Annotated in this window: 27 protein-coding genes, 2 pseudogenes and 1 riboswitch; of the genes and pseudogenes, 21 read left to right on the top strand and 8 right to left on the bottom strand. The window is 42.4% G+C overall.

What is annotated here, in order from left to right; translation table 11 throughout:
- Positions 1-42: 42 nt before the first annotated feature.
- Entirely contained in the window at positions 43-501 is a 459-nt protein-coding gene (locus HNQ84_RS01155; RefSeq protein WP_435620847.1) for a hypothetical protein, read from the top strand.
- A 19-nt stretch (positions 502-520) separates the two neighbouring features.
- Here the strand turns inward: HNQ84_RS01155 and HNQ84_RS01150 are convergent, their stop codons facing one another.
- Positions 521-2,134, bottom strand: a complete 1,614-nt coding sequence (locus tag HNQ84_RS01150; protein ID WP_435620846.1) for a methyl-accepting chemotaxis protein — start codon at positions 2,132-2,134, stop codon at positions 521-523.
- Positions 2,135-2,240: 106 nt separating this feature from the next.
- On the opposite strand from HNQ84_RS01150, the gene HNQ84_RS01145 reads away from it, so the two are divergent.
- The gene (locus HNQ84_RS01145; protein ID WP_221248102.1) at positions 2,241-2,354 is read left to right on the top strand and encodes a DUF6254 family protein; all 114 of its coding nucleotides are present in this window, start codon (positions 2,241-2,243) and stop codon (positions 2,352-2,354) included.
- 45 nt (positions 2,355-2,399) lie between these two features.
- On the opposite strand, the gene HNQ84_RS01140 is transcribed toward HNQ84_RS01145, so the two are convergent.
- Both HNQ84_RS01140 and phoU read right to left on the bottom strand, forming a co-directional pair.
- Positions 2,400-3,113 carry a hypothetical protein gene (locus tag HNQ84_RS01140; protein WP_435621016.1) on the bottom strand — a complete coding sequence of 238 codons (714 nt, stop codon included), beginning with the start codon at positions 3,111-3,113 and terminating at the stop codon, positions 2,400-2,402.
- Between the two features lie 95 nt (positions 3,114-3,208).
- Positions 3,209-3,868: a phosphate signaling complex protein PhoU gene (gene phoU / locus HNQ84_RS01135; RefSeq protein WP_032100617.1), complete on the bottom strand. Its 660-nt coding sequence runs from the start codon at positions 3,866-3,868 to the stop codon at positions 3,209-3,211.
- A 138-nt stretch (positions 3,869-4,006) separates the two neighbouring features.
- Positions 4,007-4,051, top strand: a riboswitch (PreQ1 riboswitch).
- Positions 4,052-4,127: 76 nt separating this feature from the next.
- Here phoU and queC point away from each other — a divergent pair.
- The 7 genes and pseudogenes from queC (at position 4,128) to HNQ84_RS01100 (ending at position 8,110) form a co-directional block, all read left to right on the top strand.
- Complete coding sequence (gene queC / locus HNQ84_RS01130; RefSeq protein WP_435620845.1) at positions 4,128-4,787, top strand: 7-cyano-7-deazaguanine synthase QueC; 660 nt, start codon at positions 4,128-4,130, stop codon at positions 4,785-4,787.
- Positions 4,784-5,221, top strand: a complete 438-nt coding sequence (queD, locus tag HNQ84_RS01125) for a 6-carboxytetrahydropterin synthase QueD (protein ID WP_435620844.1) — start codon at positions 4,784-4,786, stop codon at positions 5,219-5,221. Before queC ends, queD begins: the two co-directional genes overlap by 4 nt.
- Positions 5,221-5,943 carry a 7-carboxy-7-deazaguanine synthase QueE gene (queE, locus tag HNQ84_RS01120; protein ID WP_435620843.1) on the top strand — a complete coding sequence of 241 codons (723 nt, stop codon included), beginning with the start codon at positions 5,221-5,223 and terminating at the stop codon, positions 5,941-5,943. Before queD ends, queE begins: the two co-directional genes overlap by 1 nt.
- Before the next feature lie 18 nt (positions 5,944-5,961).
- Positions 5,962-6,123 (top strand): annotated as a pseudogene (locus HNQ84_RS01115) (preQ(1) synthase); the annotation flags it as partial.
- 18 nt (positions 6,124-6,141) lie between these two features.
- Entirely contained in the window at positions 6,142-6,594 is a 453-nt protein-coding gene (locus tag HNQ84_RS01110; RefSeq protein ID WP_435620842.1) for a hypothetical protein, read from the top strand.
- Between the two features lie 377 nt (positions 6,595-6,971).
- A pseudogene (queF, locus tag HNQ84_RS01105) lies at positions 6,972-7,301 on the top strand (preQ(1) synthase); the annotation flags it as partial.
- A 74-nt stretch (positions 7,302-7,375) separates the two neighbouring features.
- A complete protein-coding gene (locus HNQ84_RS01100) occupies positions 7,376-8,110 on the top strand; it encodes an oxidoreductase (RefSeq protein ID WP_435620841.1) in 735 nt (244 codons plus the stop codon).
- A gap of 15 nt (positions 8,111-8,125) precedes the next feature.
- On the opposite strand, the gene HNQ84_RS01095 is transcribed toward HNQ84_RS01100, so the two are convergent.
- Together HNQ84_RS01095 and HNQ84_RS01090 are read right to left on the bottom strand one after the other, a co-directional pair.
- Positions 8,126-8,302, bottom strand: a complete 177-nt coding sequence (locus tag HNQ84_RS01095) for a YkvS family protein (protein ID WP_003396733.1) — start codon at positions 8,300-8,302, stop codon at positions 8,126-8,128.
- 88 nt (positions 8,303-8,390) lie between these two features.
- Complete coding sequence (locus HNQ84_RS01090) at positions 8,391-8,690, bottom strand: hypothetical protein (protein ID WP_435620840.1); 300 nt, start codon at positions 8,688-8,690, stop codon at positions 8,391-8,393.
- 147 nt (positions 8,691-8,837) lie between these two features.
- On the opposite strand from HNQ84_RS01090, the gene ykzS reads away from it, so the two are divergent.
- Positions 8,838-9,032 carry a protein YkzS gene (ykzS, locus tag HNQ84_RS01085; RefSeq protein ID WP_435620839.1) on the top strand — a complete coding sequence of 65 codons (195 nt, stop codon included), beginning with the start codon at positions 8,838-8,840 and terminating at the stop codon, positions 9,030-9,032.
- Here ykzS and HNQ84_RS01080 read toward each other — a convergent pair.
- Positions 8,959-9,483 carry a sigma-70 family RNA polymerase sigma factor gene (locus HNQ84_RS01080; RefSeq protein WP_435620838.1) on the bottom strand — a complete coding sequence of 175 codons (525 nt, stop codon included), beginning with the start codon at positions 9,481-9,483 and terminating at the stop codon, positions 8,959-8,961. The two genes, ykzS and HNQ84_RS01080, sit on opposite strands and share 74 nt — an antisense overlap.
- A 247-nt stretch (positions 9,484-9,730) precedes the next feature.
- Here HNQ84_RS01080 and HNQ84_RS01075 point away from each other — a divergent pair, with 247 nt between their 5' ends.
- Both HNQ84_RS01075 and HNQ84_RS01070 read left to right on the top strand, forming a co-directional pair.
- Entirely contained in the window at positions 9,731-9,982 is a 252-nt protein-coding gene (locus HNQ84_RS01075; protein WP_435620837.1) for a YueH family protein, read from the top strand.
- 19 nt (positions 9,983-10,001) lie between these two features.
- Complete coding sequence (locus HNQ84_RS01070) at positions 10,002-11,258, top strand: ATP-binding protein (RefSeq protein ID WP_435620836.1); 1,257 nt, start codon at positions 10,002-10,004, stop codon at positions 11,256-11,258.
- Positions 11,259-11,269: 11 nt separating this feature from the next.
- Here the strand turns inward: HNQ84_RS01070 and HNQ84_RS01065 are convergent, their stop codons facing one another.
- On the bottom strand, positions 11,270-11,875 hold the full coding sequence (locus HNQ84_RS01065; protein WP_183250351.1) for a nitroreductase family protein: 606 nt from the start codon (positions 11,873-11,875) through the stop codon (positions 11,270-11,272).
- A 109-nt stretch (positions 11,876-11,984) separates the two neighbouring features.
- Here HNQ84_RS01065 and HNQ84_RS01060 point away from each other — a divergent pair, with 109 nt between their 5' ends.
- The 5 genes from HNQ84_RS01060 (at position 11,985) to HNQ84_RS01040 (ending at position 14,370) form a co-directional block, all read left to right on the top strand.
- Positions 11,985-12,293, top strand: a complete 309-nt coding sequence (locus HNQ84_RS01060; RefSeq protein WP_183250353.1) for a winged helix-turn-helix transcriptional regulator — start codon at positions 11,985-11,987, stop codon at positions 12,291-12,293.
- Between the two features lie 57 nt (positions 12,294-12,350).
- On the top strand, positions 12,351-12,554 hold the full coding sequence (locus tag HNQ84_RS01055; RefSeq protein WP_032100606.1) for a DUF1659 domain-containing protein: 204 nt from the start codon (positions 12,351-12,353) through the stop codon (positions 12,552-12,554).
- Between the two features lie 13 nt (positions 12,555-12,567).
- Positions 12,568-12,783, top strand: a complete 216-nt coding sequence (locus HNQ84_RS01050) for a DUF2922 domain-containing protein (protein WP_183250355.1) — start codon at positions 12,568-12,570, stop codon at positions 12,781-12,783.
- 69 nt (positions 12,784-12,852) lie between these two features.
- Entirely contained in the window at positions 12,853-12,996 is a 144-nt protein-coding gene (locus HNQ84_RS01045) for a YvrJ family protein (protein WP_021095644.1), read from the top strand.
- 81 nt (positions 12,997-13,077) lie between these two features.
- Positions 13,078-14,370, top strand: a complete 1,293-nt coding sequence (locus HNQ84_RS01040) for a protoglobin domain-containing protein (RefSeq protein ID WP_435620835.1) — start codon at positions 13,078-13,080, stop codon at positions 14,368-14,370.
- Between the two features lies 1 nt (position 14,371).
- Here HNQ84_RS01040 and HNQ84_RS01035 read toward each other — a convergent pair whose 3' ends face one another.
- Complete coding sequence (locus HNQ84_RS01035; RefSeq protein ID WP_183250359.1) at positions 14,372-14,536, bottom strand: hypothetical protein; 165 nt, start codon at positions 14,534-14,536, stop codon at positions 14,372-14,374.
- 113 nt (positions 14,537-14,649) lie between these two features.
- Between HNQ84_RS01035 and HNQ84_RS01030 the strand changes: the two genes are divergently transcribed.
- The 4 genes from HNQ84_RS01030 to HNQ84_RS01015 are packed head-to-tail and all read left to right on the top strand — an operon-like array spanning position 14,650 to position 19,250.
- Positions 14,650-17,034 carry a Na+/H+ antiporter subunit A gene (locus HNQ84_RS01030; RefSeq protein WP_435620834.1) on the top strand — a complete coding sequence of 795 codons (2,385 nt, stop codon included), beginning with the start codon at positions 14,650-14,652 and terminating at the stop codon, positions 17,032-17,034.
- Positions 17,031-17,453 (top strand): Na(+)/H(+) antiporter subunit B, encoded by a 423-nt coding sequence (locus tag HNQ84_RS01025; protein ID WP_055440280.1) that lies wholly within the window; start codon positions 17,031-17,033, stop codon positions 17,451-17,453. The genes HNQ84_RS01030 and HNQ84_RS01025 overlap by 4 nt, the downstream gene beginning before the upstream one ends.
- Entirely contained in the window at positions 17,453-17,785 is a 333-nt protein-coding gene (locus HNQ84_RS01020; RefSeq protein ID WP_032100601.1) for a Na(+)/H(+) antiporter subunit C, read from the top strand. The genes HNQ84_RS01025 and HNQ84_RS01020 overlap by 1 nt, the downstream gene beginning before the upstream one ends.
- Positions 17,778-19,250, top strand: a complete 1,473-nt coding sequence (locus tag HNQ84_RS01015) for a Na+/H+ antiporter subunit D (protein WP_435620833.1) — start codon at positions 17,778-17,780, stop codon at positions 19,248-19,250. The genes HNQ84_RS01020 and HNQ84_RS01015 overlap by 8 nt, the downstream gene beginning before the upstream one ends.
- Position 19,251 lies beyond the last annotated feature (1 nt).

Genomic DNA, 19,251 nt, shown 5'->3' with positions numbered 1-19,251 from the left:
AAAAAAAGAAGTATAGTACATTGAATGTAAGGGGGTGAAATGATGCGTCAAACGGTCATCGCTATTGTAGCTTTACTGATTGTATTTACGCTTGAAACGTTTCACATCATTCAATGGTATAATGCAAGCGTATGGCCTGTTATTGTTTTTTCTTTTGGACTTATTGTTCATATATATGTGTTCAAGCGCGGTGTACGTGAGCATGACGCGTTTCTTTTATTGCCAGCAGCCATTGCGCTATGGATGGGAGCTCTTGCATTTGGCCATTATTTTTCGCTAAATGACGGAACGATGTACGTATTGGCGTTTACGGTCGGTTTATTTGAATGGTGGTTGTTCAGTGGTGAACAGTGGTTGAAAACGCCGCTTCTTTTTTGTTTCGGATGTAGCGTAGCAGCTAGTTTAGAAACAGGGGACATATTTTTACTGCTTTTTGTTTTAACGATCGGCATCGGGGCATATATGCATAACACAAAAAACGAGCGAGCCAATGCGCATTAGGCTCGCTTTTTTTCTTAATTTATTTAATGCCGAAACGATGCAAAATTTGTTTCAGTTGCTGTACTTCTTCTGCTAGTATCGCTGCCTCTTTCGCAAGTTGATGAACGCTTGTTGCTTGTTGTTCAAGACCGCTTGCTGTTTCGTGCACAATTTTTGTAAAGTCGTTGGCGATCGTGTAAACGTCTGCAATGGCTTCATATAGTTCATTTCCTTCTTTTGTCGTTTGTTGCATAAGCGTTCGGTTTCGTTGAATTAAAGCGTTTAACTCATGCGACATCGTTTGAAAATGGGCAAGACTTTCGGTCATTTTTGTTAAGGAGGTAGTCGTTTCGTCCATTGTATTTGCTTGATTTATGACTGCGTTTGCGACAGTTGATAGTTGACGATGCGTGTTGGCAAGCGACGATAAAATTTCATTCGCAAACGCATTCGTATGTTCCGCCAGTTTACGAACCTCGCTGGCGACAACCGCAAATCCTTTTCCGGCTTCCCCTGCTCTTGCCGCTTCAATCGAAGCGTTTAACGCTAACATGTTCGTTTGTTCCGCAATGGCGGTAATGGCGGATACTTTTTGAATTAACGTATCTGCTTCTTTTGCGACCGTTTGAATATCTTGTGCGGTGTCATTCATTTGTTGTTTCGTTTCTTTCATTCGTTGTTCGATCGTCTGCATACCATGATATCCTGTTTTGGCGGATTCAAACGTCGATTGCGCTCGTTCAACAACTTGTTCGATGTCTGTTTGGACGTTGTGCATATATTGTAACATCGTTTGAATGCGCTCTTTCGCCTCATTTACAAATGCGGTTTGTTTTTGCGCCCCTTCACGAAATGTTTCCATTGTCGCGGATACTTCATCGAACGCTTCTGCAATGCGTTTCGCTTCTTCTTTTTGATCGTGGCTAACTTGTTCAACGGAGTGGGTAGCTTTAGCAATTTGTTGTAAAATCATGCGCAAACCGAGAATGACTTTGTTTATTTCGTAGCCGATTTGATGAAAAGCGTTGCGCTTTCCGACCGTTTTCACTTCTGCTTGCAACTGTCCAGATGAAACGGCACGAGTCACATGATACCACGCGCGAAGGCGATTCATGATGATGCGATAAAAGGAAAAAGAAACGAAAAAGCCGACAACACATGTGCCACCAACAAGAATGAACGTTTGTTTCAGCGATAAATGCACGAGAAGGGCAAGAATAAAGAGAGCGATGACGGGTAATAAAACGATCGCACCAAGCCACATTTCCATGTATGGCTGATGAATCAAACGACCCATTCGTAAATTAAAGCGCTTTCCATTTTGTTCGACAAGCGGACAAGAAGCGTCAATGAGCACTTCGCCTGTGTTTCGCTTATACAGTTGTAATAGAGGAGTAGTCGTTTTAGCTGATTTTTTCCCTACTTCATCATCAAACAACATACCTTCGCGTAACCGATTTGTATGTACAAGACTGTGTCCGTCTTCATCCACGATAACAAAATATTCATCGCGATCAAGATGGCGGTCTAATACGTCACGCAACGAATCGATTTGTTGAGCGAGCGGTTGATCGAATCGAATCGTTTGTTTTATTTCTTTCGCTACGTGTTGCACTTTTTTTAGCGCCTTTTTTGCTTGTTTCGATTGTAACAATTTTCTCTCCCCCTTTTCCCCTTACTTTAAATATACACAATTTTCAAACAATAAAAAAGTCATAAAAAAGGAAAATGAACAAATGATAAAAAGGGAGGTGAGACGAATGACTCAGTCTAAAAGACAAAAAGAGCGACAATGGACGGTTCGTAAGCAAGCGCAAAACGAACCACATGGGAAAGTGAAGTCGTTTGAACAACTATTGAAAGAAGAAAAATAAATGGAAAAGGCTGTCCCAAAGAAGTTTGTGACAGCCTTTTCATCGTTATCTTGCCTTTAACGCGCGAATTTCGTTTTCATGTACAAGTGACCGAAAAGCAAGTGATTGAATGGCAAGCTCTTGTTGTGCTTGTTTACGGATGACATCATCTAGTTTTTGGGACATTTCAGCGAGGTTTTGCTTGATCGTTGGAATTTCATTGACTGCTTCTAGTATTTCAAATACCGCTTGCTTAATGAGAGGAATATCAGCGATGTCATCTTTTGTGGCCATGCGTTGTTCGATGCTCGCGATATCATCTTTTGTGGCCATACGTTGCTCGATGCTCGCGATGTCATCTTTTGTGGCCATACGTTGTTCGATGCTTGCGATATCGTCTTTCGTGGCCATACGTTGTTCGATGCTTGCGATATCGTCTTTTGTGGCCATGCGTTGTTCGATGCTCGCGATATCGTCTTTTGTGGCCATCGTTTGCTCGATGTGCCCGATACGCTTGTCCATGGCAGCGATGTCATCTTTTGTGGCCATGCGTTGTTCGATGCTTGCGATATCGTCTTTTGTGGCCATACGTTGTTCGATGCTTGCGATATCGTCTTTTGTGGCCATACGTTGTTCGATGCTCGCGATATCGTCTTTTGTAGCCATCGTTTGCTCGATGTGCCCGATACGCTTGTCCATGGCAGCGATATCATCTTTTGTCGCCATGCGCTCACGCATCAATGCGAGTTCATCGAAAATACGTTTTAGCATTTCATCCACTTTCATTCACCTCCCCCGACACAATTATATCACCAGATCATTGAAAAATCGACAAATAAAAAAGATGCCTCAGACGATGTGAGGCACGGAAATGTTTAATAATTTAAATCAATGCGAATTCCTTTAACGCTATATAAAATATTTTCGGCAATGTTTGTCACATGGTCGCCAGCGCGCTCTAAATTGCGCGTCACAAACGATAATTGCGTAATTTGGTTCGTAAATTCTGGCTTTTCGCTCATTAAATCAATTAATTCTTGAATAATTTTTCCTTGTAATTCGTCAACACGGTCATCTTCGAGCGCAATTCGTTTTGCTTCTTCAATATCATCGTTATGGAACGCGTGAAGCGCATGTTCTAACATTTCATTGACAATAGCTGCCATTTCAGGAATGTGAACGATCGGTTTTACGTGTGGCTCTGTGCCAATAAATTTAACCGATTTTGCGATATTGACCGCAATGTCGCCAATACGCTCGACATCTGATGAAATTTTAAGGGCGACAATTAACCGCCGTAAGTCAGATGCGACTGGTTGTTGTTTTAAAATCGTCATAATCGCAAGCTCGTTAATTTCTCGTTCAAGCTCGTTAATTTTTTTATCGTTTTCAATAATTTCCTCAGCTTTCGTGACATCTTGCGTTTTTAACGCTTCAATTGATTCATGAAGCGCCTGTTGAGATGCAGATACCATCGTCATTAATTTTTCGCGTAGCTGTTGAAGTGCCGCGTCAAAAGTAGAACGTTTTGTCATATTGAATCACCTAACTTTTTTGTTGTTATTATATCCTGAAAACAGTTCACAAATAAAGCATAAATTTTTATAGAATGAATATATGTTTTATGGTATATTGTTAGGCGTACAATTGAAGAAGAATTCTACGCCACTTGCGTAGGAGAGGTTCTAGAACACCCTCTATAAAAAAACTAGGGATCGCTATGTCCTTAGGGGGTATAGCGTTTTTGTTTTAGAACGCTCTTTCTTCTCACCATGTAAGAAAGGGGAGCGAAAGATGAAAAAAGCAGTCGTTGTTTTTAGCGGCGGGCAAGATAGTACAACGTGTTTATTTTGGGCAAAAAAACATTTTGATGAAGTCGAAGCAGTGACGTTCGATTACAATCAACGCCATCGGCTTGAAATTGACGTCGCCGCATCGATCGCCAAAGAGCTTGACGTACCACATACGGTGCTTGATATGTCGCTACTAAACCAGCTCGCGCCAAATGCGCTCACAAGAAGCGACATCGCCATTGAACAAAAAGAAGGACAATTGCCATCCACGTTTGTCGATGGACGCAATTTATTGTTTTTATCGTTTGCGGCGGTGTTGGCGAAACAAAAAGGGGCACGCCATCTTGTAACAGGGGTGTGCGAAACGGACTTTAGCGGCTATCCAGACTGTCGCGACGTATTTATAAAATCGTTAAACGTGACGCTGAACTTAGCAATGGGTTACGAATTCGTCATTCATACGCCGCTTATGTGGTTAAATAAAGCAGAAACGTGGAAGCTTGCGGATGAGTTGGGTGCGCTGGAGTTCGTGCGCCACAAGACGCTCACGTGCTACAACGGTATCATCGCAGACGGTTGCGGTGAATGCCCAGCATGTGTGTTACGTAAGCGTGGTCTCGATCAGTATATGAATGAAAAGAAAGGAGCAGGTGTGCAATGATCCAACAAATTTATCCGCAAGTCATTCACCCGTTTCGCTATGAGTTAAATAAAGATATGCAAATTGCGGCTGCGCACTTTATTCCGCATGAAGCCGCAGGGCAATGTGCGAACATGCACGGACATACGTATTTTATAAACATTACGGTTGCGGGTGACGAGCTTGATGATTCTGGCTTTTTAATTAACTTTCAACAGTTGAAAAAACTTATACACAACCGCTTTGATCATACGGTCATGAACGACCATAAAGACGTATTTAGCGATACAGCTGCTGAGCATTTTCCGACGACAGAAGTGGTAGCGCGAAAAATTGCGGAAATCGTTCAGGAACATTTAAATACGTTGCCAAACAAACCAACGTGCGTCCAAGTGTTTGTACGAGAGTCCCCAACGAGTTATGTCGTATATCGTCCGAAAGCAGGGAAACAATAATGGAGCGCATTCCGGTTATTGAAATTTTCGGCCCGACGATTCAAGGAGAAGGGATGGTCATCGGGCAAAAAACGATGTTTGTCCGCACAGCAGGATGCGACTACCGTTGTCGTTGGTGCGACTCATCGTTTACGTGGGACGGTTCAGCTAAACATGAAATAAAACAAATGACCGCTGAAGCCATTTGGCAACAGATGAAACAGCTTGGTGGCGACCGTTTCAATCATGTGACCATTTCTGGGGGCAACCCTGCGTTACTCAAAGGACTTCGTGCACTTATTTCATTATTGAAAGAACATAACATGCGCATCGGTTTAGAGACGCAAGGGAGCGTATGGCAAGATTGGTTTTATGACATCGACGATTTAACGATTTCACCAAAGCCGCCAAGCTCAAACATGGAAACAAATTTTGCGACGCTTGATACGATGATGGAACGACTAACAGCGCATCGTGGACATGTAAGCTTAAAAGTCGTCGTGTTTGACGATAGTGATTTTGCTTATGCAACAATCGTACATCAACGCTATCCAAACGTTCCATTTTACGTGCAAGTCGGTAACGACGACATACATGAGGCAGATGACGTTGCGCTTCGCCTCAAACTATTGCAAAAACTTGAATGGCTCGTTGACAAAGTAGTACAGTCTAAAGAAATGAACGACGTCCGCGTATTGCCGCAACTGCACACATTATTATGGGGCAATCGCCGCGGCGTATAACTAAAGGAGGAGAAAAACATGAGAAAAGATGAAGAATTACAAGGTGTGACGCTCCTTGGCAACCAAGGAACGAAATATGTATTTGAATACAGCCCAGACATTCTTGAAGTGTTTGACAACAAACATCCCGATCGCGACTATTTCGTCAAATTTAACTGTCCGGAGTTTACGAGCTTGTGTCAATGAGGGCACACTTCAGTGGTGACACTGTCGGCTAAACCTTGTGAATTCAGGGAAAGAGAAAAAGGGTGGAAATTATCTGAATTTTTATGTACAATACAAACAAAGGAACGTATGTTTGTGGAGGTGTTTGTATTGTACAACACGCCATGGAGAGATAAGGAATGGTTTACTAAGCAGTTTATTTACATTGGGAAGAGTATTCATGAGTTGTCCATTGAATTAGGTATGGATTGGTCTAGTCTTGAAAGATGGAGACAAATTCATGGACTACCTAAGCACTCGGAGAAAGAAAAGATTATTGAAGAGTATGGATTAGATGTTTTTGAAAACATAGTGAGGAGAAAGAAGAAAAGGTATTCACTTTCTAATAGATGGACATCATCTATTATCTTTTACAAAAATTTTTCACGCGATTTGCTTTTATTTGGATCAAAGGAATTGTTTAGACACAATGTCTGTCATTTCTGAAATGCATAAGTTTCACAAAGAAAACTTTCGTGAAATTTATCAATGCCTATGTTCCCCGTGTCATCGTAATATCCATCGGCAAGACAATTACTATGCGAGGATGGAGCAAGAAAATCGCCTTATCTATTTATTAGAACCCTATTTCTCCAACCCTGAGCCAAGCCTTAAAGAAGAAAGGGCGATGTATGCAACCATGTTCTTTAAGGAAGGTGCAGAGACTATCGAAATCACTTTATCATGAAGCGAGTAAAGGTAGTGATAGAGGAAGAGAGTAGAGTACACCACGAAGTATCGTGGTGGAAGCGCAAGGGTTCTTATTCGATATCGCAGTCGAATAAGAATAAGATATAGTCCACCTGCTTTATAAAAAGCAGTTGCCTAAAACCGGACAACCAGATTTTGCGACAATTTACATTAGTTACATTCCTGATAAAAAATGTGTTGAAAGCAAGTCGTTGAAATTATATTTATTTAGCTTCCGCAATCATGGTGATTTTCATGAAGATTGCGTCAATATTATTATGAACGATTTAATTCGCGTCATGGAACCGCGTTACATTGAAGTGTGGGGCAAATTTACACCGCGCGGCGGCATTTCGATTGACCCATATTGTAACTGGGGACGACCAGGAACGAAATATGAACAAATGGCGGAATATCGTTTATTGAACCACGATTTATATCCAGAAAAAGTGGATAATCGTTAGTAAAGGCTGGCTTATGAGCCAGCCTTAAAAAATTCACAAAACACACCTAGTTTTTTTTCGTAAACGGGTATATAATGACAAATTGTTACGAACCTTTTTTTCGTCTGGGGGGTCTTCATTTGAGACAGAGAACTGCTCTTGTGATCGGGGCAAGCGGGTTAGTTGGAGGCGAGCTTCTCCAACGGTTGCTTCGTTCAGAGCATTATGAACGAGTTACTATATTTGTTCGAAAGCCAATAGCGTGCAACCATGAAAAATTACAACAAGTCGTCGTTGATTTTGACCACATCGAACAATATGAAGAATATTTCCACGTTGATGATGTGTTTAGCTGCTTAGGGACGACGATGAAAAAAGCAAAAACAAAACAACAATTTATTAAAGTCGATTACGAATATACGTTGCGTGCCGCGAAATTAGCGGAAAAATGCCATGTTAAAACGTTTTTATTCGTTTCTGCCATTGGCGCCCATCCGCACTCGATGTTTTTTTACAATCGCGTGAAAGGAGAAACGGAGGAGGCGTTGCAGCGGCTTACGATTCGTTCGCTCCACATTTTCCGTCCGTCTTTATTAACAGGGGAGCGACAAGAGTTTCGCCTCGGTGAAAAAACAGCAGAATGGCTTTGTCACGGTATTTCGTTTGCGTTCGTTGGCAAATGGGAAAAATATAAACCGATTGCGGCAAAACAAGTGGCAGAAGCGATGTATTATGCCGCGCTTTCGGAAAAGCAAGGCGTATATATTTACGAATGTAGCGAGATGAAAGAGCAATGTGGACAACAAAGAGGGCTGTCTCATCAACAATAAGCAGCCCTCTTTTCGTTATTCAACAATTTTGTAATTTTTATGGTTCACAACCGTCCGTTCTTGCAAGTCGAGTTCTTTGTAGTTTTCCATGTACGTTAAGTCGACAATGACCGAATTTTCGTTTACTTTTTCCACAATTCCCCGCAACCCATTTTTAAATTCAATGACGTCGCCAATTTGCGCTTTTTTCATTGAAAATCCCCTTTACTTTTGAATTTTTAAACCTTTTTTCTATTTTGCATGATTTTTCCTCGTTCGTAAAGGGCATTTTCAACTATTTTTAACGCGTTGGCCAATACGGCATTGGCATTCCCGGCCACATCGGTGCCCCGCAACCGCCCGGCATCATCTGCGGCATTTGTTGCGGCATTTGTGGGAACGGCATTTGCTGTGGCATCATATGTCCCATCGGCCACATCGGTCCCATTGGCATGCCACACCCACAATCGCCCGGCATCATTTGCGGCATTTGTTGTGGCATCATTTGCGGCGTCGGCATCATCTGTGGCATCGGTTGCGTTTGTTGCGGCATCATTTGTTGATCTAAGCGGAAATCTTCATACATATTCCAGTCATTCATCGTTCATCTTCCTTTCTTTCATTTAGAATCCACCAACATTGTATGTGTATTTTTTATAGACGTGTGTTGATATGACAAAATTAGGCATTCGCACATCGTATTGACATGTGTCCGTAACCACGTTAAAACAAAGAGGGAGGGATGACGATGACTGAACAAGAAGCAAAGCAACTTTTGCAACAATTGCGCACAAGAGATATTCCGTATGTGCTTGTGAAAAAAGAACATTTTTTAACGTTTCGTCATGTGCTCGTCCAGCAAGACGATTTTAAACATTTTCGTGGTGTGGCGCAGCGCGGTGGCGACGTTGTATATTACTACATGGATCGACCGCGCAGTTAACATATTGCCGTAGCTTTTTTACAGCTGACATGCGCCATTGCTTCACCGCATTGACGGTGACGCCTTCTTCAGCAGCAATTTGTTTGAGCGTTTTTCCTTCCATTACGTGACGAACGAGCCATATTTGCTCGCGTGGTGATAAATGTCGCATCGCATCTTCCCATACGATATTGGCAAAAAAATCGACATCTTCTTTTAACACATATTCATCTGGCAACGGAACGTATACGTTTTTCGTTTCTTTGCGAAGCTGCGACACGATGCGCCAACGAATCATTTTAAAGGCAAACGTACAAAACGAACCTTTCGTTTCATCATACCGTTCGTACGCTTCCCAAAGCGCGATTAAACCGATTTGCACATATTCATCGACATGGCGATGAATATGTAATTGACGAATGATATATGAAATGAGCGGGCGATATTGTTCGACAACCGTTTCAAACAACATAAATATCCCTTTCCCGAAGGCGCGCCTTCACGTATTCCGCGGTTACATGTAGCTTATCAAAAACGTTTACGTTGCACGAAACAGAAAGTAGGAAAAAACGTCCCGTTTATGTTAGACATATGCGGTGTTTCCCTTAGGGAAATACAGAAAATGAGGCGAAAAAAGGGCGGGAAATAGCGTATTTGCCTAAAAAAATGTTTTGAACGATGGGAATTTTTTGTGCTATGATAATAAAAAATGGAAAGGCATGAGCAACATGAAAATAAGAAAAGTATCAGTTCAACAAAACTCTACTCAACAAAACGTATACATTTATGAAAATAAAAAAGAACAATATATCGTTGTCGCCATTCCTTATTTAGAATGGTCGATACATGTCACTTATGACGATTTTACTCATATCGAATCACGTCTACAACAATCGCTTGCGAACGTGTTAGACGAAGAGTATGTGTTGCCACTTGCGATGAAGCTCGCACAATGGATGAGAGAGATGTAAAGAAAGGTTTCGTTGCCAGATGAAATACGCTATTCCTATTTATGTGATTGTAAGTGTTGCTTGGATTGTATTGACCGATTGGTATGTGGAGAAATTACCGATTCCTCAACATATCGCACCGTATGTTCAGACGCTCAAAGGCTCGCTTTTTGTTATTTTATCTGCTGTATTTATGTATATCGCTTTAAGGAAACATCGCCAGTTAAAACAAATGGAAGAAAGCGAACAAGAATTGTTAACGCTTATTCATGCGATGCCTGATTTCGTATCGTTTAAAGATGGACAAGGCCGTTGGTTAAGAGTCAACGATTTCGGTTTAAAACTATATGGGCTTGAGCATGTCGACTATAAAGGAAAAACAGATGCCGAGCTTGCGGAATACACTCCCCATTTTCGCGAAGCATTACTTTACTGCATCGATTCCGATGAAGAAGCGTGGCAAGCGAAAACGGTGACGCGCGCAGAAGAGTCGTTTTCGATGCCGAACGGTGAAATGAAAACGTTTGACGTCATTAAAGTGCCACTATTTTACGAAAACGGCAAACGCAAAGGACTTGTCGTCATCGGGCGCGACATTACACAACAAAAAATTGCCGAACAGCTGTTGTTGAAAAAAGAAAAACTGTCAGTGATTGGCGAGTTGGCAGCTGGGATCGCTCATGAAATTCGGAATCCGTTAACGTCGATTAAAGGATTTTTGCAAATGATGAAAGAGACGAAAGAAGTGGATGAGCGATTTGTACAAATTATGTTAGATGAAATTGAACGAGTCAATCAAATCGTCACCCAACTGCTCGTGCTTGCGAAACCGCAAATGAAAGCGTACAAACCGCTTGCTTTACACGACGTGCTCGAATATGTGATCGAGCTGTTTACGTACGAAGCGATTTTACAAAACGTACAAATGAAATACGAACCGCGCACATCCGCAATGATATACGGGGACAAAAACGAGCTCATTCAAGTATTTGTCAATATCGTGAAAAACGCATTAGAAGCGATGCCAAAAGGGGGAAAACTTACGATTTCCACGAAAGATGAAGATGACTGCGTTTATGTTGTCATCGAAGATACAGGAAAAGGCATTGAACAAGAGCGGTTAAAACATATCGGTGAACCGTTTTATACATTAAAAGAAAAAGGTATGGGACTTGGCTTAACGACAAGTATGAAAATCGTTCATGAGCATAAAGGCACGATGCAAATTGAAAGCGAAGTCGGCAAAGGAACGCGGGTTCGTATGATGTTGCCCCTCTATAAAAACGACCCGTCTTAAAACGGGTCGTTTTATCCATTTACCCACGTCGTTATTTCGTCAATTGATAAACGGGACGATGGATGAGCAGGGGCGCTCGCTTTTCCGATTGTAATAAGCATCACCGGAATGTAGCGGTGTGGGATGTGGAATGCTTCCATAAACGCTTGTGTGTCAAAGCCGCCGATGGCGCACGTATCAAATCCTTCCGCTTTTGCCGCAAGCATGAATTGCATCGCAGCTAACGATGCATTTGTGAATGCCGCATCGCGCGCATATTGGCGGTTTGTATATGCCTGTTCAATTTGCTTTGCGAGCGTTTCTTTCACTTCTTTTGTCATTTTTCCTGCTGCGACAAGTGGATCATAGACCGCATCTGTTTTTTTATTGGCTTCTAAGTCGCCAAGTACCGCAACAACGGCAGACGCATCAACGATTTGTTGTTGGTTGTAAGCGATCGGAAGAAGTTTTTGTTGCGCTTCTTTTCCGTAAATGACGACGAAATGCCAATGTTGTAAATTCCAAGCGGAAGGCGCTTTTCCTGCTAACTGCAACAGTTTTATTAATTGTTCCTTAGAAATCGAAGCAGTCGGATCGTATTTTCGGACGGATTGCCGTTGTTCAATAATCGAAAGCATATATAATCCTCCTTTATAAAAGAAAATAACTTACTTTTTGTTAGAAACAATGTTTATATTAATTTAGTTACAATAAGTTTGTCAAATTTCATGCATAGGGTGATGAGAGATGGAACATTCACACGTCTGTCCGAAAATTGAAGCGGCGTTTCAACTGCTTGGAAAGCGATGGAATGGACTGATTATTCACGTATTATTTCGCGGACCGCTTCGGTTTAAAGATTTAGCAGAAAGCATTCCAGAAATTAGTCAAAAAATGTTAACGGAACGATTAAAGGAGTTAGAAGAAGAACAAATTGTCGTCCGTCATGTATATCCTGAAAAGCCTGTCCGAATTGAATATGAATTAACAGCAAAAGGAAAAGATTTGCATATTGTGATGGAAGCTGTGCAAACATGGGCAGAAAAATGGGTGTAGTCCCTAACCTTTCGCCGTTATCGTTGCGATAGTTATAAGTGAAAGGAGGGGAGGAACATGCTTCAACGTTCACAACTTCGTTTAACGTTTGAAGTGGGCGTAACAGAGGCGGGCAAACCGATCTATAAAAATAAGACGTATACGATTAAACCGAACGCAACGGAAAGCTCGCTCGTCTCTGTCGCTCAAGCGCTTGCATCTTTGCAAAGCGCCCCGCTCGTTCACGTGTATCGCAACGATGTGCATGTATTAGGCGAATAGGGAGGGATAACAAATGAAAACGCTGGAATTACAGTTTGTAAATGAAGAAGGAAAGACCGTTCGTTTGAGCGTTGATGCTCCGCGTGACGATGTGACACAAACGCAAGTTGCCAATGTGATGGATGTGATCATTGCTGCAAACGTCTTTCCATCAAGCGGAGGCGATCTAATGGCGAAAAAAGGCGCGCGCCTCATTGACACAACGATCACAGAATGGACGTTTATGTAAACGATTCGGGTGCCCTATGTTTCGGGGCACCTTGTTATATATCAACCGAAAAAGAAAGGGATGAGAAAGATGGAAGCCTATTTGTCGCTTCTTTCCGATGTCGGTTTTCCGATTGCGGTGACGTTTTATTTACTGCATCGGATCGAAGGCAAACTAGATGCGGTCATCGACTCGATTCGCATGTTAGGCGAACAATGGAAAGCACCCAACTAAATGGGTGTTTTCTTTTTGTTCCTCGTTTGTTAACATATACATGTAAACATGTTGTTTATGTGATTTAAGGGGGCTCGGACATTGTTTAAACGAAAACAAGAACAGCGAGATGAAAAACTTGAAGTCATTTTACAAATGAAAGAAGAGCCGATTCGTCTAAGCGAAGGAACGGTCGAACGGCAACTCGCGCTCATTGGGATGACGACAAAAGATATGGCGATTTTGCAACATGTCAAACCTTATATTGATGCGCACATTGCGCGCATTGTCGATGCGTTTTACGGTGCATTACAAAAAGAAAGCCATTTGCTTTCGATCATTCAACAACATAGTACGATTGAGCGACTAAAACAAACGTTAACGGTACATGTAAAAGAAATGTTCAGTGGAAACATCGATGAAGCGTTTATCGAAAAAAGACGTCGCATTGCCCAAGCGCATGTGCGCATCGGCTTAGAGCCGAAATGGTATATCGCTTCGTTTCAACATTTACTTGAGGAAATTTTAGCGGTGATGCTCGAGCAATTGCCTCAACAATCGTATGTCATCGCAGTCATGAAAACGGTTTCGAAAATGTTAAACGTTGAACAACAACTCGTTCTTGAACAATATGAACGTGAAAACGAATTGCTTCGTCTGCAAATGGAGACGCTAAAACAACAAATGAAAGAACAAGTGAAATTATCGCTGCAACAGTTAAGTCACGCATCTGACGAAGTTAGCGCTTCCGTTTCGTCATTAAACGAACAAGCAACAAGCATTTCACAAGCGGCAAAAGAAGCGTCTACCGTAGCGATAGCGAGCGCAGAAAAATCGACGCAAGGAAAACAACAGTTGCAAATGCAAGTCGAAAACATGTTACAAATGAACGAAAAAATGAAACAAATCGAGACGAATATGGACAAGCTTCAACAAGCGATGAAAGAAATTGAACATATCGCATCTCTTGTCACATCGATTGCCGATCAAACGAATATGCTTTCATTGAACGCGTCGATTGAAGCGGCACGCGCAGGAGAACATGGCAAAGGATTTGCGGTCGTCGCTAACGAAGTGCGTAAGCTTGCTACGCAAACGAAACAGTCCGTTGCAGATGTTGCGCGCGTATTAAGTGACATTCATCATCACATTTTAGCCATGTCGCAATCGCTCGAACAAGCATCGCTTTCAGTGACCGAGAGTACAAACGGAATCGAAACGGTGTATACGTTTTTTGATGAATTTGCGTCAGCGCTTGAGCGAATTTGCCAATATAACGTGCGTATTGATGATGAAATGAAAGCATGTGTACAAGCGGTTAGTGAAATTCACGAAGCGATGACACACGTATCGGCATCGGCGGATGAATTAGAAGGGCTCGCAAGCGAACTGTAAGCTAGTTTGTTTTCTCCTTCTCTTTTTCGATTTTCCGAATATATTGCCTTGGTTGAAACGGCTGCTCGAGCTTTTCGTTTACGGTGGCGTAAACGGGAGGCTCTATTTTTTTGACTGTTGTTTCATAGTGATCGACCATCATGGCAATGATAAAAAAAAGAACCATCACGTGTCTTCCTTTCTTCATTTTTACTATGTATTTTGAAAAAAAGTGAAACTTTTTATACATATGGCACGTATAAAAAAGAGGATGGCTATGTCAGAAGGGGGTTGATTGTTATGCCGACATTACATATCGCGATGTTTGCGCCATTTTTGTTGGCGCTACTCGTTCCGTTTTTGTACAAATTGATTCGTTCGCTTCATGTCGGATGGTTTGTTTTACCGTTGCCGATTGCGCTATTTGTCTACTTTTTATCTTATATGGAGAACGTGCGTCAGTACGAAGCAGTGAGCGCCACGTTGCATTGGATTCCGTCGCTTCACATTTCATTTGACGTATATGTTGACGGATTAAGTTTATTATTTGCGCTACTTATTACAGGTATCGGCTCGCTTGTTGTCCTTTATTCGATTTATTATTTACAAAAAGGAAAAGAGCAGCTCGGAAACTTTTACGTCTATTTGCTTTTATTTATGGGAGCGATGCTTGGGGTTGTGCTTTCCGACCACTTAATTTCGCTATATGTATTTTGGGAGTTGACGTCCATTTCGTCGTTTTTATTGATCGCCTATTGGTACACACGCGATCGATCGCGCTATGGCGCACAAAAATCAATGCTGATTACGATGTTTGGCGGACTGCTGATGCTCGGGGGATTTGTGGCGCTTGCGATCGCAGGTGGAACGTATAACATTCGTGAGCTTATGCATACACCATTAACGGAACATCCGCTTTTTATCCCCGCACTTTTCCTTATTTTGTTTGGTGCTTTTACGAAATCAGCGCAATTTCCGTTTTACATTTGGTTGCCTGATGCGATGGAAGCGCCAACGCCCGTCAGCGCATATTTACATTCTGCTACGATGGTGAAAGCAGGTATTTATTTAATTGCTCGTTTGACGCCGATTTTCGCCGTTTCATCTGTTTGGGTTTGGACGATTGCGCTCGTTGGCCTTGTGACGTTATGTTGGGCTTCGTTTTTAGCCTCCAAACAAACAGATTTAAAAGCGATTTTAGCGTATTCAACGGTCAGTCAGCTCGGTTTAATTACGGCGCTGTTAGGAATCGGAGGGCTATCGTTTCATTATGATGGGATAGACGAAAATGTATTTATGGTCGCGGTGTTAGCTGCTATTTTCCATTTATTTAATCATGCGACGTTTAAAGGAAGTTTGTTTATGGTCGTTGGGATTGTCGATCATGAAACAGGAACGCGCGACATTCGTCGTCTTGGTGGTTTAATGACGATCATGCCGGTGACGTTTACGATCGCGCTAATTGGTTCGCTGTCGATGGCGGGTTTGCCACCGTTTAACGGCTTTTTAAGTAAAGAAATGTTTTTTACCGCAATGTTGCGGGCAAAAGACGTTGCGGGATGGGCGGTTGTGTTGCCTGTCGTCGCATGGGTGGCAAGCATATTTACGTTTTTATATAGCGCGCTTTTCGTTAGTCGAACGTTTTTCGGGAAATATAAGCCGCACTTGTTGAAAAAAGAAGCGCATGAAGCACCGATCGGCATGCTTATCGCGCCAATTGTGTTAGCGTTGCTCGTCATTTTCATCGGATTTGTGCCGAATGTATTGTCTGACGCTGTATTAGCTCCAGCCGTATATGCGGTGCTATACGGATTGTTTACGCCAAATGAAGCGCTTGATGTGCATATTTCCCATTGGCACGGCTTTACACCAGAATTGTTTATGACGATCGGCGTATTATTGTTTGGTTTGCTGTTATATCGTACGTTTCCAAAATGGAAAAAAATACATTATCGCTTTTCTGAGCGGATGTCGCTGAACTTTTTGTACGATCAATCGTTCGTCTGGATGGAAAGAGGCGCTCGGTCGTTTACATCGCGCATCATGACAGGCTCGATGCGCACGTATTTAATTTATATTTTTACATCGCTCGTTGCCTTGCTTTTGTTTACGATCGGTTGGAACGAGCAATGGAACATCGATTTAAGCCGTTTAGCAAACATTCGTGTGTATGAAGTCGTTTTAGCGGTAGCGATTGTGGCGGCAACGGCCACAACGGTGATTGCGAAATCACGTTTAACAGCAATCGTTTCATTAGGGGCAGTTGGCTATGCAGTTGCGTTATTTTTCGTTTTATTTCGTGCGCCTGACTTAGCTTTAACTCAACTTGTTATTGAAACGATTTCGGTCGCACTCTTTTTGCTTTGCTTTTATCATTTGCCGAAGTTTAGTCAAAAGCAAGAAGGCGTCGGTTTTAATTTAAAGAACGCCCTGATTTCGATTGCAGTCGGGGTGACGATGAGCGTCATTGCCTTTTTAGCGTATGCCGGAAAACATTTCGATGCCATTTCGCAATATTACGTGGACAATACGTATGAAAAAGCGGCTGGAAAAAATATGGTCAATGTCATTTTAGTCGATTTTCGTGGCTTTGATACGTTGTTTGAAATATGCGTATTAGCGATTGCCGCCTTAGGCATTTATGCGATGGTGAAATTGCGGCTCGCGAAGGAGGAGGAGCGATGAGACGAAACGATGTCATTTTACGAACGACAACAGCGGTTGTCACGCCGATCATCGTGTTATTTTCCGTTCAGTTGTTTTTTGCTGGGCACTATTATCCTGGTGGCGGATTTATTGGTGGTTTAATGACGGCTGGAGCGATCGTTTTGTTGCTTTTAGCGTTTGATATTGAAACCGTTCGAAAAATGGTTCCTATTAATTACAAATGGCTTGTTGCGATTGGACTGTTGTTTGCGGTCGGAACGGGGATGAGCAGCATGTTTCTCGACCGCCCGTTTTTAACGCATGCGTATGAATACGTCCATTTGCCGTTGCTTGACCATACGTCGCTTCATACCGCTGTGTTGTTTGACTTAGGTGTTTATTTTGTCGTCGTTGGTGTGACGTTGATTATTATTGAAACGATAGGGGAGAGCGACTAATGGAATTGCTTATGATTGTCGTCATCGGTGTGTTATTTACCGCTGCGACATATTTGTTGCTCAGCAAAAGTTTACTTCGCATTATTATCGGCACAGGGTTGCTTAGCCATGGCGCTCATTTGTTGTTGTTGACGATGGGCGGGCTAAAAGTAGGTGCCCCACCGCTTTTAGGGGAGAAAGCGGCACGATACGTTGATCCGCTCCCGCAGGCGCTCATTTTAACAGCGATTGTCATTAGTTTCGGGGTGACCGCATTTTTCTTAGTGTTAGCGTATCGTTCTTATCAAGAAATTGGAACAGATCATATGGAAGGGATGAAGGGAGATGAGTAACCTTCTGCTTTGGCCAATTCTCATACCGCTTGTGACGGCCATTATTCTTATTTTCTTTCCGAAGCACGTCTTTTGGCAACGCGCTGTTTCGACGCTTGCAACAACGAGTTTAGTCGTCGCAAGCAGCGCCTTGCTTCATCGCGTGCATACGGACGGCATTCAAACGTTAAATGTCGGAAATTGGCCAGCGCCATTTGGCATTACGCTCGTGTCGGATTCGCTATCTGCTTTGCTTGTGTTGACGACGAGCATCATTGCGCTTGCTTGTTTAATGTATTCGTTTTATGCGATCGGACATAAACGGGAAACGTTTTATTACTATTCGTTTTTTCAATTTTTGCTCGTTGGCGTCAACGGGGCATTTACGACAGGCGATTTGTTTAACTTGTTCGTCTTTTTTGAAGTGATGCTCATGTCTTCTTACGTGTTGCTTGTACTTGGAGGCACGAAAATTCAATTGCGTGAAACGATTAAATATACGCTTGTCAACGTCATTTCGTCCGCGCTATTCGTCGTGGCGGTTGCTTATTTATATGCGGTGACAGGGACGTTAAATATGGCTCATTTAGCTCAGCGCATTCACGACCTAGGCTCATCGCCAATTTTAACGGTCATTGCGGTGTTGTTTATGATCGTATTCGGATTAAAAGGGGCGATTTTCCCGCTATACTTTTGGCTTCCAGGTGCGTATTATGCGCCACCAACACCGGTGTTAGCGCTGTTCGGTGGATTGTTGACGAAAGTAGGGGTATATTCCATTTTGCGTACATTTACATTGTTATTTACGCATGATGCGATGTATACGCATACGTTGCTCGCTTGGCTTGCGCTCGGCACGATTGTCATCGGCGTCATCGGAGCAGTCGCCTACAACGATATGCGCTACATCGTCATTTATAACATTATTGCAGCAGTCGGCGTGATGATTTTCGGCATTTCCATGATGACGCCAGACAGTTTAGAAGGAACGATTTTTTATTTGTTGCAAGATATGGTCATGAAAGCGATGCTCTTTTTATTCGTCGGTATCGTCTTTTCAATTACTCGTTCAAACGATATTCGTTCATTTTCTGGGTTGATGACATCGTATCCGCTTCTCGGTTGGGCGTTTTTTATCGCTGCGTTATCGCTCGCAGGCATTCCACCATTTAGTGGCTTTATCGGCAAGCTGTTCATTGTGAAAGCAAGTTTCGATCAACATCTGATCTTTGAAGCAGTCGTCATTTTATTGTCGAGTTTGCTTGTGCTATATTCGATAATGAAAATATTCATGAACGGCTTTTGGGGCGAGAAAAAAGGATTTGAACAAAAGAAGCTTGATGGACGATTTGTTCCGGTGTTGTTTTTGCTTGTTTTATCTGTTGCATATGGCGTTAGTATTGAACTTGTCCGCCCGTTTGTTGCCGATGCGGTAAGTGTATTAGTCGATCCGAGTATGTACATTCAAGCGGTGTTAAAGGAGTAGA

Source organism: Anoxybacillus eryuanensis, assembly GCF_051200995.1.
Taxonomy (GTDB): Bacteria; Bacillota; Bacilli; order Bacillales; family Anoxybacillaceae; genus Anoxybacillus; species Anoxybacillus tengchongensis.
This window is presented reverse-complemented; position numbering and strand designations above follow the sequence as displayed.